13 protein-coding genes are annotated in these 13895 nt (G+C 73.9%); 2 read left to right on the top strand and 11 right to left on the bottom strand.

What is annotated here, in order from left to right; all coding sequences use genetic code 11:
* Window positions 1-6: 6 nt before the first annotated feature.
* From nadC to HNR61_RS28425, 5 genes are all read right to left on the bottom strand, one after another.
* Window positions 7-864, bottom strand: coding sequence for a carboxylating nicotinate-nucleotide diphosphorylase (gene nadC / locus HNR61_RS28405; protein ID WP_182846243.1), 858 nt, complete (start codon window positions 862-864; stop codon window positions 7-9).
* Window positions 861-2477, bottom strand: coding sequence for an L-aspartate oxidase (locus HNR61_RS28410; protein ID WP_182846244.1), 1617 nt, complete (start codon window positions 2475-2477; stop codon window positions 861-863). Before HNR61_RS28410 ends, nadC begins: the two co-directional genes overlap by 4 nt.
* A 129-nt stretch (window positions 2478-2606) precedes the next feature.
* Window positions 2607-3023 (bottom strand): aspartate 1-decarboxylase, encoded by a 417-nt coding sequence (gene panD / locus HNR61_RS28415; RefSeq protein ID WP_067815297.1) that lies wholly within the window; start codon window positions 3021-3023, stop codon window positions 2607-2609.
* Complete coding sequence (panC, locus tag HNR61_RS28420) at window positions 3020-3883, bottom strand: pantoate--beta-alanine ligase (protein ID WP_182846245.1); 864 nt, start codon at window positions 3881-3883, stop codon at window positions 3020-3022. Before panC ends, panD begins: the two co-directional genes overlap by 4 nt.
* A 25-nt stretch (window positions 3884-3908) precedes the next feature.
* Window positions 3909-4823 (bottom strand): Rossmann-like and DUF2520 domain-containing protein, encoded by a 915-nt coding sequence (locus tag HNR61_RS28425; RefSeq protein ID WP_182846246.1) that lies wholly within the window; start codon window positions 4821-4823, stop codon window positions 3909-3911.
* Between the two features lie 272 nt (window positions 4824-5095).
* Between HNR61_RS28425 and HNR61_RS28430 the strand changes: the two genes are divergently transcribed.
* Window positions 5096-5347: a hypothetical protein gene (locus tag HNR61_RS28430; RefSeq protein ID WP_182846247.1), complete on the top strand. Its 252-nt coding sequence runs from the start codon at window positions 5096-5098 to the stop codon at window positions 5345-5347.
* Window positions 5348-5444: 97 nt separating this feature from the next.
* On the opposite strand, the gene HNR61_RS28435 is transcribed toward HNR61_RS28430, so the two are convergent.
* The 5 genes from HNR61_RS28435 to HNR61_RS28455 form a co-directional block, all read right to left on the bottom strand.
* On the bottom strand, window positions 5445-7958 hold the full coding sequence (locus tag HNR61_RS28435) for an ABC transporter permease (protein ID WP_182846248.1): 2514 nt from the start codon (window positions 7956-7958) through the stop codon (window positions 5445-5447).
* A 5-nt stretch (window positions 7959-7963) separates the two neighbouring features.
* Window positions 7964-8764, bottom strand: a complete 801-nt coding sequence (locus HNR61_RS28440; RefSeq protein ID WP_182846249.1) for an ABC transporter ATP-binding protein — start codon at window positions 8762-8764, stop codon at window positions 7964-7966.
* A gap of 345 nt (window positions 8765-9109) precedes the next feature.
* Entirely contained in the window at window positions 9110-9352 is a 243-nt protein-coding gene (locus tag HNR61_RS28445) for a chaplin (RefSeq protein WP_182846250.1), read from the bottom strand.
* Between the two features lie 164 nt (window positions 9353-9516).
* Window positions 9517-10185, bottom strand: coding sequence for a response regulator (locus HNR61_RS28450; RefSeq protein WP_182846251.1), 669 nt, complete (start codon window positions 10183-10185; stop codon window positions 9517-9519).
* The gene (locus HNR61_RS28455) at window positions 10182-11372 is read right to left on the bottom strand and encodes a sensor histidine kinase (RefSeq protein ID WP_182846252.1); all 1191 of its coding nucleotides are present in this window, start codon (window positions 11370-11372) and stop codon (window positions 10182-10184) included. The genes HNR61_RS28450 and HNR61_RS28455 overlap by 4 nt, the downstream gene beginning before the upstream one ends.
* 99 nt (window positions 11373-11471) lie before the next feature.
* Here HNR61_RS28455 and HNR61_RS28460 point away from each other — a divergent pair, with 99 nt between their 5' ends.
* Window positions 11472-12494 carry an SAM-dependent methyltransferase gene (locus HNR61_RS28460; protein ID WP_312898136.1) on the top strand — a complete coding sequence of 341 codons (1023 nt, stop codon included), beginning with the start codon at window positions 11472-11474 and terminating at the stop codon, window positions 12492-12494.
* On the opposite strand, the gene HNR61_RS28465 is transcribed toward HNR61_RS28460, so the two are convergent.
* A complete protein-coding gene (locus HNR61_RS28465) occupies window positions 12491-13699 on the bottom strand; it encodes a cytochrome P450 (protein ID WP_182846253.1) in 1209 nt (402 codons plus the stop codon). The genes HNR61_RS28460 and HNR61_RS28465 overlap by 4 nt on opposite strands.
* Between the last annotated feature and the right edge of the window lie 196 nt (window positions 13700-13895).

A 13895-nucleotide genomic window follows, 5' to 3' on the forward strand; every position in this document is an offset into this window, starting at 1 on the left:
CGCTGGTCAGGAGAAGTCAAGGCCGATGTCGAACACGCGCGCCGAGTGGGTCAGCGCACCTACTGCAAGGTAGTCCACACCGGTCACGGCCACATCTCGGGCCCGCTCCAAAGTCAGCCCGCCGCTGGCCTCCAGCTCGGCCCGGCCCGCCGTGATCCTGACCGCCTCGGTCATGTCCGCCACGCTCATGTTGTCCAGCAGGATCGAGGTGACGCCGACGCTCAACGCCTCCTCCACCTGCGCCAACGTGTCGCACTCCACCTGGACGTGCAGGTCCGGGTAGGCGGCGCGGATCGCCTCGTAGGCCTTGGTGAGCGACCCGGCCGCCGCGATGTGGTTGTCCTTGACCAGCGCGGCGTCGGACAGGCTCATCCGGTGGTTGACGCCGCCGCCGCACCGCACCGCGTACTTCTGCAGCGCGCGCAGGCCCGGCAGCGTCTTGCGGCTGTCGCGGACGCGCGCCTTCGTGCCCTCCATCGCGTCCTGCCAGCGGCGGGTGGCGGTGGCGATGCCGGACAGGTGGGTGAGGAGGTTCAGCGCGGCGCGCTCGGCGCGCAGGATCGCGCGGGTGGGCCCGGACACGCTGATGATCACGTCGCCGGCGGCGACGCGGTCCCCGTCGCCGACCCTGGCCTCGTAGGCGACGCCCAGCTCCTCGAACACGACGGCGGCGACGGGCACCCCCGCCACGACGCCGTCCTCGCGGGCGGCGAAATCCCCGCGCGCGGTCTCCCCGGGCCCGAAGATGGGCTCGCTGGTCACGTCGGTGTCGCCGTCCTCGGCGAGCGCGGTCCGCACGAGGTTTTCCACAGCCTGTGGATCGAGTCCGGCGGCGCGGAGCCGGTCGGCCAGTTCGGGGGTCATCGGTCCTCCAGGGGTGCGTAGGCGGTGGTCAGTCCGGCGTCCGTCAGGCGGGTGGTCAGATGGCCGCGCCAGGCGGCGTCGTCGCGTTCGGGGTGGTCCTCGCGCCAGTGGCTGCCGCGGGTCTCGGTCCGCCGCCGGGCCGCCGCGACGATGGCGGCGGCGACGGTGAGCAGGTTGGCGGACTCCCAGGCCGGGACGCCCGGCTCGCCGCCACCGGGGAGCGCGGCGAGGGCGCGTTCGGCGGCGGCCAGGCCGTCCGCGTCGCGCAGCACGCCCGCGTGCGCCGACATGACGCGCTGGATGTCCGCGCGGGCCTCCGGGGACGGCAGCGGCCCGGGAACGTCGCCGAGCACGGGATCGCCGGGGCGGTCCGGGGTCCCGGCCGCGACGGCGGCGGCGATGCGCTCGGCGAAGACCAGGCCCTCCAGCAGGGAGTTGGAGGCGAGCCGGTTCGCGCCGTGCACGCCCGTGCAGGCCACCTCCCCGCACGCGTACAGGCCGGGCACCGTGGTGCGGCCGTGCAGGTCGGTCCACACGCCCCCGCTGGCGTAGTGGGCGGCCGGGACCACCGGGACCAGGTCGGTCACCGGGTCGATCCCGTGGTGGCGGCAGGCGGCCAGGATGGTCGGGAAGCGGCGCTCCCACATCGCCGCGCCGAAGTGCCGCCCGTCCAGGTACACGCAGTCGGCGCCGGTCTCCCGCATCCGCGCCATGATCCCCTTGGCGACGACGTCGCGCGGCGCCAGCTCGGCCAGCTCGTGGCGGCCGACCATGAAGCGGGTCCCGTCGCCGTCCACCAGGAACGCGCCCTCGCCCCGCACCGCCTCGGAGACCAGCGGCTGCCGCCCCCGCGCGTCCGGCCCGAGCCACAGCACCGTGGGGTGGAACTGCACGAACTCCAGGTCGCGCACCTCCGCCCCGGCGCGCAGCGCCAGCGCCACGCCGTCGCCGGTGGACACCTCGGGGTTGGTGGTGGCCGAGAAGACCTGGCCGAGCCCGCCGGTGGCGAGCACGACCGCGCGGGCCCGGACGGCGCCCACGCCGTTCGGCTGCCCCTCGCCCATGACGTGCAGGGTGACCCCGGCGGCCCGGCCGTCCGGGTCGGTGAGCAGGTCCAGCACCAGCGCGTGCTCGATGACCTGGACGTCGGTCTGCTTGAGCGCCGCCACCAGCGCCCGGCTGATCTCCGCCCCGGTGGCGTCGCCGCCCGCGTGCGCGATGCGCCGCCGGTGGTGGCCGCCCTCGCGGGTCAGCGCGATCTCGCCGTCCTCCTCGTCGAACCGCGTCCCGAGCGCGATCAGCCGCCGCACCGCGTCCGGCCCCTCGGTGACCAGGGTCCGCACGGCGGCGGTGTCGCACAGGCCCACGCCCGCGACCAGGGTGTCGTCGAGATGCTCGGCGGGCGAGTCCGCGGGGTCGAGCGCGGCGGCGATCCCGCCCTGCGCCCACCGCGTGGACCCGGCGTCCAGCAGCGCCTTGGTGACGAGCAGCACCCGCCCGCGCTCCCGGCAGCGCAACGCCGCCACGAGCCCGGCGATGCCGGACCCCACCACCACGATGTCGGTCTCGACGTCCCAGCCTGGCGCGGGGGCCGCCAACCGTCGAGGGATCATGGACCCTCCTCAGGGGGTTGTTTTCGTCATTCTGACATTAACCCCGGGATGCTCCGGTCACCGCCCCACCGGATATGACAGGGGCCGCACATCGGACGGGATGCGCGGCCCGGTGGACGAGCGGGGAGGTCAGGTGTAGGCCGCGTCCCCGCGCGGGTTCTTCGTGCCGGGGACCGGCTCGGCGGGGTCCTCCCCCAGCTTGATGATCCTGTTGTCGCGGTCGACGTGGACGACCGCGGGGACGAACGCGCGGGCCTCGGCGTCCGACAGCTGGGCGTAGCTGATGATGATCACCAGGTCGCCCGGGGAGACCAGCCGGGCCGCCGCGCCGTTGATGCCGATCACGCCGGTGCCGCGCGGGCCCTCGATGACGTAGGTCTCCAGGCGGGCGCCGTTGTCGATGTCCACCACGTGGACCTGCTCGCCGGGCAGCAGGTCGGCGGCCTCCATCAGGTCCGCGTCGATCGTCAGGGACCCCACGTAGTGCAGGTCGGCCTGGGTGACCGTGGCGCGGTGGATCTTGCTCTTGAACATCGTCCGCATCATGAGGACTCCTTGCCGAACAGCAGGGGGGTGTTGTCGATCAGATGGGTGGCGCCCACGCGGGCCGCCACCGCCAGCACCGCCGGGCCGGTGTGCTCGCCGGTGACGTCCAGGAACGTCGCCGGGTCCACCAGGACCAGGTAGTCCAGCTCCAGCGGCGGCGTCGCCCCGGCGGCCTCGTCCAGCACCGCGCGGGCCGCCGCCAGCGCCGCCGCGGGTCCCTTCCCGGCGGCCTCCGCCCCGGCCTGCAACGACCGCGACAGCGCCAGGGCCGTCCGCCGTTCGGCGTCCGACAGGTAGCGGTTGCGGCTGGACAGGGCCAGACCGTCGATCTCCCGGACCGTGGGAGCCCCGACGATCTCGACGGGCACGTTCAGGTCGGCGACCATCCGGCGGATCATGGCCAGCTGCTGGGCGTCCTTCTCGCCGAAGACGGCCAGGTCGGGACCGACCAGATGGAACAACTTCAGGACGACGGTGAGCATTCCGTCGAAGTGGCCGGGACGGGTGACGCCCTCGACACGTTCGCCCATCGGACCCGACTTCACCGTGACCTGCGGCTCGTCGGGGTACATCACCTCGCGGGTCGGGGCGAACACCACATCGACGCCCTCGGCCGCGCACGCCTCGACGTCGGCGGCGAACGTGCGGGGGTAGCGGTCGAAGTCCTCGTGCGGCCCGAACTGCAGGGGGTTCACGAAGATGCTGACCGCGACGGTGTCGGCGAGCTGCCGCGCGCGGCGGATCAGGGAGCGGTGCCCCTCGTGCAGCGCGCCCATGGTCGGGACCAGCGCCAGGGTGCCGGCGGCGCCGGAGCGGACGGCGGCCAGCTCCTCGCGGGTCTTGGCGATGACGGGCGTCATGGAGACCTCCTCGTTCGACGCTGCTTCAGTCCGCCAGCACCTCGAGGAGCCGTTCGGCGTCCTCGGGCCTGAGCAGTCCGGCTCCCAGCGCGCGGTCGGCGGTGAGCCGCGCCATCGCCACGTAGGCGCGGCGGCCCTCGGGGGACACGCGGGCCAGTTCGGAGACGTGCCCGGCGACGGTTCCGGCGTCGCCGCGCGCGACCGGCCCGGTCAGGCCGTCCAGGCCGAGGCGCAGCGCGTTGTCGAGCGCGGCCCCCAGCAGCGGGCCGAGCATCCGGCCCGGCTCGGCCACACCGGCGGCGCGCAGCAGGTCCATCGCCTCGACGACCAGCGTGACCAGGTGGTTCGCGCCCCCGGCCAGCGCCGCGTGGTACAGCGTGCGGCGGTCCTCGGCGATCCAGGCGGGCTCGCCGCCCATCTCCATGACCAGGGCCTCGGCGACGGGCCGCAGCGGCTCCGGCGAGGTCACCCCGTAGGAGATCCCGTGCAGCCGGCCCACGTCGTCGGGCCGCCCGGTGAACGTCATCACGGGGTGGACCGCCAGCGGCAGCGCCCCCGCGCGGGTCATCGGGTCCAGCACCCCGGCCCCGTACCGGCCGCTGGTGTGCAGGACCAGCCGGCCGGTGACCGGGACGCCGGTGGCGACCAGGCCCGACGCCAGCTCGGGCAGGACGTCGTCGGGGACGGTCAGCAGCACCAGGTCGGCGGCGGCCACGACCTCCTGCGGGGTGACCACCGCCGCGCCCGGCAGCCGTTCCTCGGCGCGGGCGCGCGAGCGCTCCGACACGGCGGAGACCGCGACGACGCGGTGCCCGGCGCGCGACAGCGCCTCGCCGAGCGCGGTGCCGACCCGCCCGGCGCCGACGACGCCGACCGCGAGGCGCGCGGGACGATCCTGCGGGCGCGCGGGGTCGGACGCGGGCATGGCGCGTTGCTCCATGGTTCTCGTTCCAGTCCTCAAGTCGGGTACCGGACGTGCGCGACCAAGCGTACCGTCGCTCCGGATGACGTCCGACACCCAGGCACCATCACATCTGAGTGACCATACGACTACCTGACGTCACCGAACATTCGGGTAACGGGACACACTTGCTCCGTCACCGAGAGTGAATCCTTGTCTTCGATCTTCACCCGGGAGTAACTCTGTGGTGTGGCGGCCGTCACGCAAGGTGAAGACAGGGCGCTCCGCCCCCCGACGAGATGGAGCAGACCATGATCAAGACCGCTCTCACGACCGCAGCAGTCACCGCGACCCTGGCCGGCGGCGTGTTCATGGCCGGACCCGCGGCGGCGGACACCCGCAACCACGGCCAGGCCGTCGGCAACAACGTCAGCGTCACGATCGTCGGAGGCTACGGGGTCACCTGCGGCTCGGCGTCGGTCGCCGGGCAGGCCGGCACCGCCTGCAACGGCAACGGCGTCTACAACGACGACAACGCCAGCCTCACCGGCGGCAACGGCTGACCCGTCCCGCCCGGCGGCCGGCCGCGCCCCACCGCTCCTCCCGTACGAGCGGCGGGGCGCGGCCCCTCCCGGTCCGGCCCGGGCGATCCGGTCGCCGTCAGTCGTGCGCCAGCGACTCCACGATGGACGTCCTCGCGGCGCGGCGCGCGGGCAGCACCGCCGCCAGCATCCCGGCGAGGGCGGCCAGCACGATGAAGCCCGCGATCTGCCCGAACGGCAGGGCGAACACCGAGTTCTCCGACATCGCCTGCACGGCGGCCCAGCCGAACGCCACCCCCAGCACCACCCCGGTGACCGCGCCGATCACGGCCATGACCAGGGCCTCCACCGACAGCATGCGGCGCAGCTGGCGCCTGGTGAGGCCGAGGGCGCGCAGCAGCGCCGACTCGCGGGTGCGTTCCACCACCGACAGGGTGAGGGTGTTGGCGATGCCGAACAGGGCGATCACGATGGCCAGCCCGAGCAGCCCACCGAAGATCATCAGCAGCATGTCCACGGACTTGGTGATCTGCTCGCGGATCTCGGCGGCCGACGCCGCCCTGGCGGTCGGGAACGGCCGGATGGCCTCGTCCATGGCCTTGCGCGCCGACACGGCGGGCACCCCGTCGCGGGCCTTGACGTAGACGGTGGAGGCGCCGCGGACGGTGTAGCCCCGGTCGAAGTCGGCCTCGGTCAGCAGGAACCCGGTGATCGGGGCGTCGTCGGCCTTGAACACCCCCGCCACGGTCACCGGCAGGGCGCCCCGCGCGGTCTGGAGCCGGACGGTGGAGCCGGCGCGCAGGCCCATCGCCTTGGCGGTCACGCCGTCGACGACGGCCGCGCCCGGCTTCAGCCCGGCGGCCGAGCCGCTCGTGAAGTCCGGCTTGACCAGCGTGCCGAACGCCGTGCCGGTCAGCGTGGCGACCGTCGTCTCCCGCCCGCCGGCCCGGGTCTCCTTCTCCCGCTGCTCGATGACGGCGGCGAACTCCGGGCGCTGCCGCAGCGCCCGCGTGAGGGCGGGCGGCAGGTGCCGGTCCTTCTCCTGGGCGTTGAACTGCGGCTGGATCTGGAAGTCCACCGGGAACTGCTTGGCCAGCTGCTGCGTCGAGCTCTCCTTGCCGCTGGCGGCCACGACCGCGAACAGGCTCATCAGGCCGACGCCGATGGTCAGCGCGATGGTGGTGGTGGCGGTGCGGCGCGGCGCGCGCTGGGCGTTGGCGACGGCGAGCCGCGCCGGAACGCCGCCGATCCGCGCCGGGAGCGCGCCGGCCGTCCGGCCGAGGGGCCGCACCAGCGCGGGCATCACGACGATCACGCTGAGGAAGAACACCGCGCCGGACGCCGCGACCAGGTACATCGCGACCTCGCCCTTCTCCATGCCGATCGCGCCGTACGCGCCGGCCGCGAGCCCCGCGCCGCCCAGCACGACGGTGAGGAGGGTCCGCACCCAGCCGAGCCGGAAGCGGCCGTCGCCGGGCTCCAGGTCGGTGCGCAGCGCCGCGATCGGCGCGACGCGGGTGGCGGCGCGGGCGGGCAGCAGCGCCGACACCACGGTCACCACGACGCCGACCACCAGGCCGACGACGATCGTGCGGGGCGCGAGCGCGACCCCGTCGAGCGGGAGGTCCATGCCGGCGGCGTTGATCCCGGCGAGCGCGCCCCAGCCGAGGCCCATGCCGACGAGCAGGCCGAGCAGCGAGCCGACCAGCCCGACCACGGCGGCCTCCACCAGCACGCCGCCGAACACCTGGCGGCGGGTCGCGCCGACGCAGCGCAGCAGCGCCATCTCGCGCATCCGCTGGGCGATGAGGATCGAGAAGGTGTTGTAGATGACCAGGGCGGACACCAGCATCGCGACGAAGCCGAAGATCAGCAGACCGGTCTTGATGATCTTGGTGTCGGCGCCGTTCGCCTTGGCGAGCCGGGCGCCCAGCTCCTCGCCGGTCATGACCTCGCGGTCCCCCGGGCCGAGCGCGTCGCGGACCGCCGCGACGGTGCCGCCCGCCACGTCGATCCCGGCGAAGGTTTTGGCGCCGGTCATCGTCAGCGCGGTCGCCGGGTCGTAGCCGACGGCCCCGCGGTACCCGGCCTCCTGGTCGATGCCGAAGTCGACGATGCCGACGACGGTGAACCGGTGCGGCCGGTCCTTCGCGTTCAGCACCGTCACCGTGTCGCCGGTCCTGAACCCCTCCCGCTCGGCGAGGTCCTTCTCCAGGACGACCTCGCCGGGGCCGGACGGGGTGCGGCCGTTCTCCATCTCGTAGCGGAACAGCCTGCCGCTCGGCACGGACATGCCGACGGTCGGCATGTCGCCGACGGCCTTGCCGTCCTTGTCCAGCAGCGCGGTGTCGCCGACCACCCTACCCTGCGCCTCGGTGACGCCGGGCACGGAGCGGACCTTGGCGAGAAGGCCGACCGGCAGCCCCTTGTCGGGGTCGTTCCCGGCCTTGGGCACCACCGCGACGTCCACCCGGTCGGCGGACTTGGCGAACGTCTTGGCGACGCCCCGGTCCATGGTGTCGGTGAGCACGAACGTGCCCGCGATGAACCCCACGCCCAGCGTGATCGCCAGGCCGGTCAGCAGCAACCGCAGCTTGTGGGCCCGCAGGCCCGCCAGCGTGGTCTTCAGCATGGCGGCTAGGCCCCCAGGCTCTTCAGCCGGTCCAGCACGGTGTCGGGGGTCGGCCGGTGCAGCTCGGTGACGATCTCCCCGTCGCGCAGGAACACCACGCGGTCGGCGTAGGACGCGGCGACCGGGTCGTGGGTGACCATGACGATCGTCTGGCCCATCTCGCGGACCGAGGAGCGCAGGAAGCCCAGCACCTCCGCGCCGGAGCGGGAGTCGAGGTTGCCGGTCGGCTCGTCCGCGAAGATCACCTCGGGCTGGGCGACCAGGGCGCGGGCGCAGGCGACGCGCTGCTGCTGGCCGCCCGACAGCTCGCTGGGCCGGTGGCCCAGCCGGTCGCGCAGGCCGACGACGTCGATGACCTGGTCGAACCACTGCTGGTGCGGGCGGCGCCCGGCCAGCTCCAGCGGCAGCAGGATGTTCTGCTCGGCGGTCAGGGTGGGCAGCAGGTTGAACGCCTGGAAGATGAACCCGACCCGGTCGCGGCGCAGCAGCGTGAGCTGCTTGTCGTTCATCGCCGTGACCTCGGCGTCGCCGATCATGACACGGCCGCCGGAGACGGTGTCCAGGCCCGCCAGGCAGTGCATGAGGGTGGACTTGCCGGAGCCGGACGGCCCCATGATCGCGGTGAACGCGCCCGTGGCGAAGGCGACGTCCACCCCGCGCAGCGCGTGTACGGCAGCGTCGCCCGCCCCGTACACCTTGGACACCTCCAACGCCTCGACGGCCGGGGGCGCCGCGGTGCGAGGGCCCGCGGGGTGACTGCCCGCGGCGGGGTTCCCGCCGTGCGGGCTGGCGAACGTGCTGGTCACGACGACTCCTTCGTGGAACTACGACAACGCAGACCACGTTAGGAATCACGAGGGCCGCCGCCATCGACCGTGCGGCCACGATCGGCGTCAGCACAACAGGCGGCTCGACCCGCCCGTGTACGACCTGAGTCGTACGCGCCCGTCCCACCCGCTGGTGATCCCCGGAACGCGGAAAGCGCCGGGGCCCGGGTGGCGGGGCCGCCGACGCTCTCGCGTTCGTTCGCGGTGGGCGTGCGGGGGGCACGCCCGGTGACCTGTCAGACGGGCCTGGTCAGGGCCATGGCGTGGCGGACCCGCGGGGTCCGCCGGGGACGCCTTCGCTCGGCGTCGGTGCCGGTCGGCGTGTCAGTCGTGCCAGTGGTTCTCGACCGACGCGCCGCCCTTGCAGCCCGCACCGGCGATGCCGAGCACGGCGATGGCGTTACCGCAGACGTTCACCGGAACGGAGATGGGGGCGACGATCTGGTTGCCCGAGAGCACCCCGTGGGAGCCGTCGGTCTCGATGTCGGCGCTGGCGGGCGCGGCGGCCAGCACCGAACCAGCGACGGCGAAGGCGAGTACACCGGTGGCGGCGAGCTTCTTGAGCACGTGGATCCTCCCGTACTGGGGCCCCGGCGGGGCCCTGCTGACATGCCGACGCCGTCCCCGAGGGACGACGCTTACGTACGGTAGTTACCCAGATACTCACCGGTAAGGGAATGCCGAGATCAAGGGCGAGCCCAAGAAGAAGCCGGAGAGTAATCTCTTCGTGACTATCCGCGTCCGTTCTGCCCGCTCTTGACCAGACCCGTCTCGTACGCGAAGACGACGGCCTGGACGCGGTCGCGGAGGTTCAGCTTCATGAGGATGCGGCCCATGTGGGTCTTGACGGTGGCCTCGGAGACGTAGAGGCGCTCGGCGATCTCGGCGTTGGACAGGCCGCGGGCCACCTGGAGCAGCACCTCGCGCTCGCGTTCGGTCAGCGTCTCCAGCGCCCCCGACGCGGCGCGCTCCTCGTCCGGCAGGTGCAGCGCGAACCGGTCCAGCAGCCGCTTGGTGGTGCTCGGCGCCACCACCGCGTCGCCGGAGTGCACCGCGCGGATCGCCTCGATCAGCTGGGCCGGGCCCGCGTCCTTGAGCAGGAACCCGCCCGCGCCCGCCTTGATCGCCGCGAACGCGTACTCGTCCAGGTCGAACGTGGTCAGGATGATCACCTTCGGCCCGCCGGCCGCCACGATGCGCCGGGTCGCCTCGATCCCGTCCATGCGCGGCATCCGCACGTCCATCAGCACGACGTCGGCGGTGGTGGAGCGCAGCAGCTCCACCGCCGCCGCGCCGTCCCCCGCCTCGCCGACGACCTCGATGTCGGGCTGGGCGTCCAGGACCATGGTGAACCCGGCCCGGACCAGCTCCTGGTCGTCGACCAGTACCACTCGAATCACGTTCGTGCCTCCTCGCGCACCGGAATCCGGGCGATCACCTCGAAGCCGCCGCCCGGCAGGGGCGCGGCGCGCACCCGCCCCCCGTAGACGGCGACGCGCTCGCGCATACCCATCAGACCGTGGCCCCGGCCGTCGTCGAAGGCCGCCGCGCCCCGGCCGTCGTCGCTCACCCGCACCTCGATCGCGTCCGGCGCGTAGCGGACCGTCACCCTGGCGGCGGCGCGCGGGCCGCCGTGCTTGAGGGTATTGGTCAGCGCCTCCTGCACGACCCGGAAGATCGTCAACTGGCGGCCCTCGGAGAGCTCGATCGGCGTGCCGTCCACCGTCAGCGTCACCGGCAGCCCCGAGCCGTGCATCTGGTCGACCAGCTCGGTGAGCTGCTCCACGCCCGGCTGCGGGGCGTAGCCGTCGCCGGTCTCGTGGGCGTTCTCGCGCAGCACGCCGACCAGCCGCCGCATCTCCGCCAGCGCGGTCCGCCCGGTCTCCGCGATCGTCTCCAGGGCCTTGCGGGCCCGGTCGGGGTCGGTCTCCAGGGCGAACGCCGCCCCGTCCGCCTGCACGACGATCACGCTGACGTTGTGGGCGACGACGTCGTGGAGCTCGCGGGCGATGCGGGCGCGCTCGGCCGCGCGGGCGACCTGGAGCTCGTTGCCGCGCTCGCGTTCCAGGCGCTCGGCGCGCTCCTCCAGCGAACGCAGGTAGGCGCGGCGGGTCCGCATGTGCAGGCCGAGCAGCCACACGCCCACGCCGACCACGCTCAGCAGCGTCAGGCTCCAGCGGAAGTCCCGGGACGAGACCGCCAGTTGCGTGGCCTCCATCACCCCGCCGAGCAGCGTCACCAGCAGGGCACCCAGACCCCAGCGGAACGAGCAGTAGGCGGTGACCGCGTACAGCCCGTAGAGCACCGCCACGTCGCCCGTCACCAGGGGGATCCGCGCAAGCCACTGCAGGAAGCACACCAGCGCGATGACGGCGAACATCGCGCGGGGCCATCTGCGCCTCCCCACCAGCGGGAGCAGCAGCCCCGCGTGCAGGACCCAGTAGACGAGGAAGTCGCTGCCGGGGAGCGTGGAGACGTCCCCGTCCCCTCCCTGGGAGAGCGCCGCCAGCAGGACCAGCGGCGCGGCGAAGAAGGCGTCCACCAGGAACCGCCGGTGCCGCCACCACTCCCACAACCCGCCGAGCATGGAACTCAGCCTACGTTCGGGCAGGTCAACCGTTATCGGTCCCAAGGCTGATGTCGCTGCGACCCAAGGCGGAGCCCGCCGGGGGGTAACGTCGGGATCGTGGCTGCGTCGATCCCCACCGAGTGGAACACCTGGCGGAACGCGATGGAGCGGGCGTTGTACGGGGACGGGGGTTTCTACCGGCGCGGGGAGCGTCCCGCCGAGCACTTCCGTACCTCGGTGCACGCCTCGCCCCGGTTCGCGGCGGCGCTGGCCCGGCTGCTGGCCGAGGTGGACGCGCTGCTCGGCCGTCCGGACCGGCTGGACCTGGTGGACGTGGGCGCGGGCTGCGGGGGCGTGCTGACGCACGTCCTGGAGACGGCCGCGCCGGACCTGGCGGCCCGGCTGAACCCGGTCGCCGTGGAGGTCGCGCCGCGTCCGGGCGGCATGCCCCCGGCGGTGGCCTGGCGGACGGACCCACCGGAGTCGATCACGGGGCTGGTGGTCGCCAACGAGTGGCTGGACAACGTCCCGCTGGACGTCGTGGAGCAGGCCCCCGACGGGCCGCGCGTCGTGCTGGTGGACCCGGCGACCGGCGTCGAACGCCCCGGCCCCGCGCCCTCCCCCGAGGACCTGGAGTGGCTGGAGCGGTGGTGGCCGCTGCGCGAGCCGGGCGACCGCGCCGAGATCGGCCGCCCGCGCTGCGCCGCCTGGGCGTCGGTGGTCGGGCGCCTGGACCGCGGCCTGGCCGTGGCGATCGACTACTCCCACACGCGCGCCGCCCGGCCCGTGTACGGAACGCTGACCGGGTACCGGGACGGCGCGACCGTTCCGGCCGTTCCGGACGGGTCGTGCGACGTCACCGCGCACGTGGCGCTGGACGCCTGCGCGACCGCCGGGGAACGCGCCGGGGCGACGGCGTCCCTGCTGACCACGCAGCGGGAGGCGCTGCACGCGCTCGGCGTGTCCGGCGCGCGGCCCCCGATCGACCTCGCCCACCGCGACCCGCGCGCCTACCTGACGGCGCTGTGCACGGCGGGCGAGGCGGCCGAGCTGACGGACCCGCACGGCCTGGGCGGCTTCGGCTGGCTGGCGCAGGCCGTCGGGATGCCGCTGCCCCCGGCCCTGGAGGGCCTGCGCTAGACCCGCACGTGCAGGGCCTCCAGGCCGCGCAGCACGTAGCCGGGCTTCCACCTTGGCTCCTCGACGAGCGCGAGCGCCGGGGCGGCCCGCAGGATCGCGCCGTAGGACTCGGTCAGCTCGACGCGGGCCAGCGGCGCGCCCAGGCAGTAGTGGATGCCCAGGCCGAACGTGATGTGCGGGTTCGGGTCGCGGGACAGGTCGAGCCGGTCGGGATCGGCGAAGACCGACGGGTCGCGGTTGGCGGCGGCGAAGTGCAGCGCGACCTCCGCGCCGCGCGGGATGGTGACGCCCTCGACCTCGACGTCCTCCAGCACCCAGCGCTCGAACATCGGCGCGGGGGTGTCGTAGCGCATCAGCTCCTCGGCGGCGGTGGGCACCAGGGAGTGGTCGGCGCGCAGCCGCTCCAGCTCGCCGGGGTTGCGGAACAGGGACCACCAGCCGTTGCCGGTGGCGTTGACGGTCGCCTCGTGCCCGGCGTTGAGCAGCAGCACGCAGGTGCCGACCAGCTCGTCCTCGGTCAGCCGGTCGCCCTCGTCCACGACCTGCGCCAGCGCGCTGATCAGGTCGTCGGTCGGGCGCGCCCGCCGCTCCCGCGCCAGCACCCGCAGGTAGTCGGAGAACTCGACGGCCGCGCGCGCCGCCGCGCGCTGGGCCTCCTCCGACGGGTTGAGCTCGAACATGCCGCAGATGCCGGCCGACCAGGGCCGCAGCAGATGCCGGTCCTCGCGCGGCACGCCGAGCATCTCGGCGATCACGTTGACCGGCAGCGGCTCGGCGACCTCGGCCAGCAGGTCCCCGCCGCCCTTGGCGACCAGCGCGCCGACCAGCTCCTCGGCCAGCGACCGCACCATCGGCCGCAGCCCCTCGACCCGCCGCGCGGTGAACGCCTTCGACACCAGCCGCCGCAGCCGGGTGTGCGTGGGCGGCTCGACGTCCAGCATCCCCGACCGGATCAGGTCCCAGAACGGACGCAGGAACTCCGGCTCGGCGACCCGCCCGAACTCCTCGTGCGTGGCGACGTGCAGGTAGGACCGGCCCAGCCGCCGGTCGCGCAGCAGCGCGTCCACGTCGGCGTGGCGGGTGACGACCCACTGGCCCGTCGGCTCGTCGAAGAACACCGGCCGCTCGTCCCGCAGCCGCGCCAGCGCCGGATACGGGTCGGCGACGAACTCCGGAGACCAGGGGTCATAGGACAGAAAGCTCATACCCGGGACAATACGCGCCACCCCGGCACGCACCCCCGGCGAGCGCCACCCGATACGCGCAGGTCAGCCCACCCCGAAGCTCCTCGCTCCGCTGCGGTCTCCGACCGCACCACCCCTGGGAGGACGACCTCCCAGACCCCCCGGCAAGAACCGCTGACCAAAGATCCCCGCTGCGCCGCGGTCTTCGACCGAGCCA

This window comes from Actinomadura kijaniata, assembly GCF_014138665.1.
GTDB lineage: Bacteria > Actinomycetota > Actinomycetes > Streptosporangiales > Streptosporangiaceae > Spirillospora > Spirillospora kijaniata.

What these genes read in the sequence shown, in the direction of transcription:
- nadC (WP_182846243.1), bottom strand. Translation starts at nt 864, where the DNA reads ATGACCCCCGAACTGGCCGACCGGCTCCGCGCCGCCGGACTCGATCCA.
- HNR61_RS28410 (WP_182846244.1), bottom strand. Translation starts at nt 2,477, where the DNA reads ATGATCCCTCGACGGTTGGCGGCCCCCGCGCCAGGCTGGGACGTCGAG.
- panD (WP_067815297.1), bottom strand. Translation starts at nt 3,023, where the DNA reads ATGATGCGGACGATGTTCAAGAGCAAGATCCACCGCGCCACGGTCACC.
- panC (WP_182846245.1), bottom strand. Translation starts at nt 3,883, where the DNA reads ATGACGCCCGTCATCGCCAAGACCCGCGAGGAGCTGGCCGCCGTCCGC.
- HNR61_RS28425 (WP_182846246.1), bottom strand. Translation starts at nt 4,823, where the DNA reads ATGGAGCAACGCGCCATGCCCGCGTCCGACCCCGCGCGCCCGCAGGAT.
- HNR61_RS28430 (WP_182846247.1), top strand. Translation starts at nt 5,096, where the DNA reads ATGATCAAGACCGCTCTCACGACCGCAGCAGTCACCGCGACCCTGGCC.
- HNR61_RS28435 (WP_182846248.1), bottom strand. Translation starts at nt 7,958, where the DNA reads ATGCTGAAGACCACGCTGGCGGGCCTGCGGGCCCACAAGCTGCGGTTG.
- HNR61_RS28455 (WP_182846252.1), bottom strand. Translation starts at nt 11,372, where the DNA reads ATGCTCGGCGGGTTGTGGGAGTGGTGGCGGCACCGGCGGTTCCTGGTG.
- HNR61_RS28465 (WP_182846253.1), bottom strand. Translation starts at nt 13,699, where the DNA reads ATGAGCTTTCTGTCCTATGACCCCTGGTCTCCGGAGTTCGTCGCCGAC.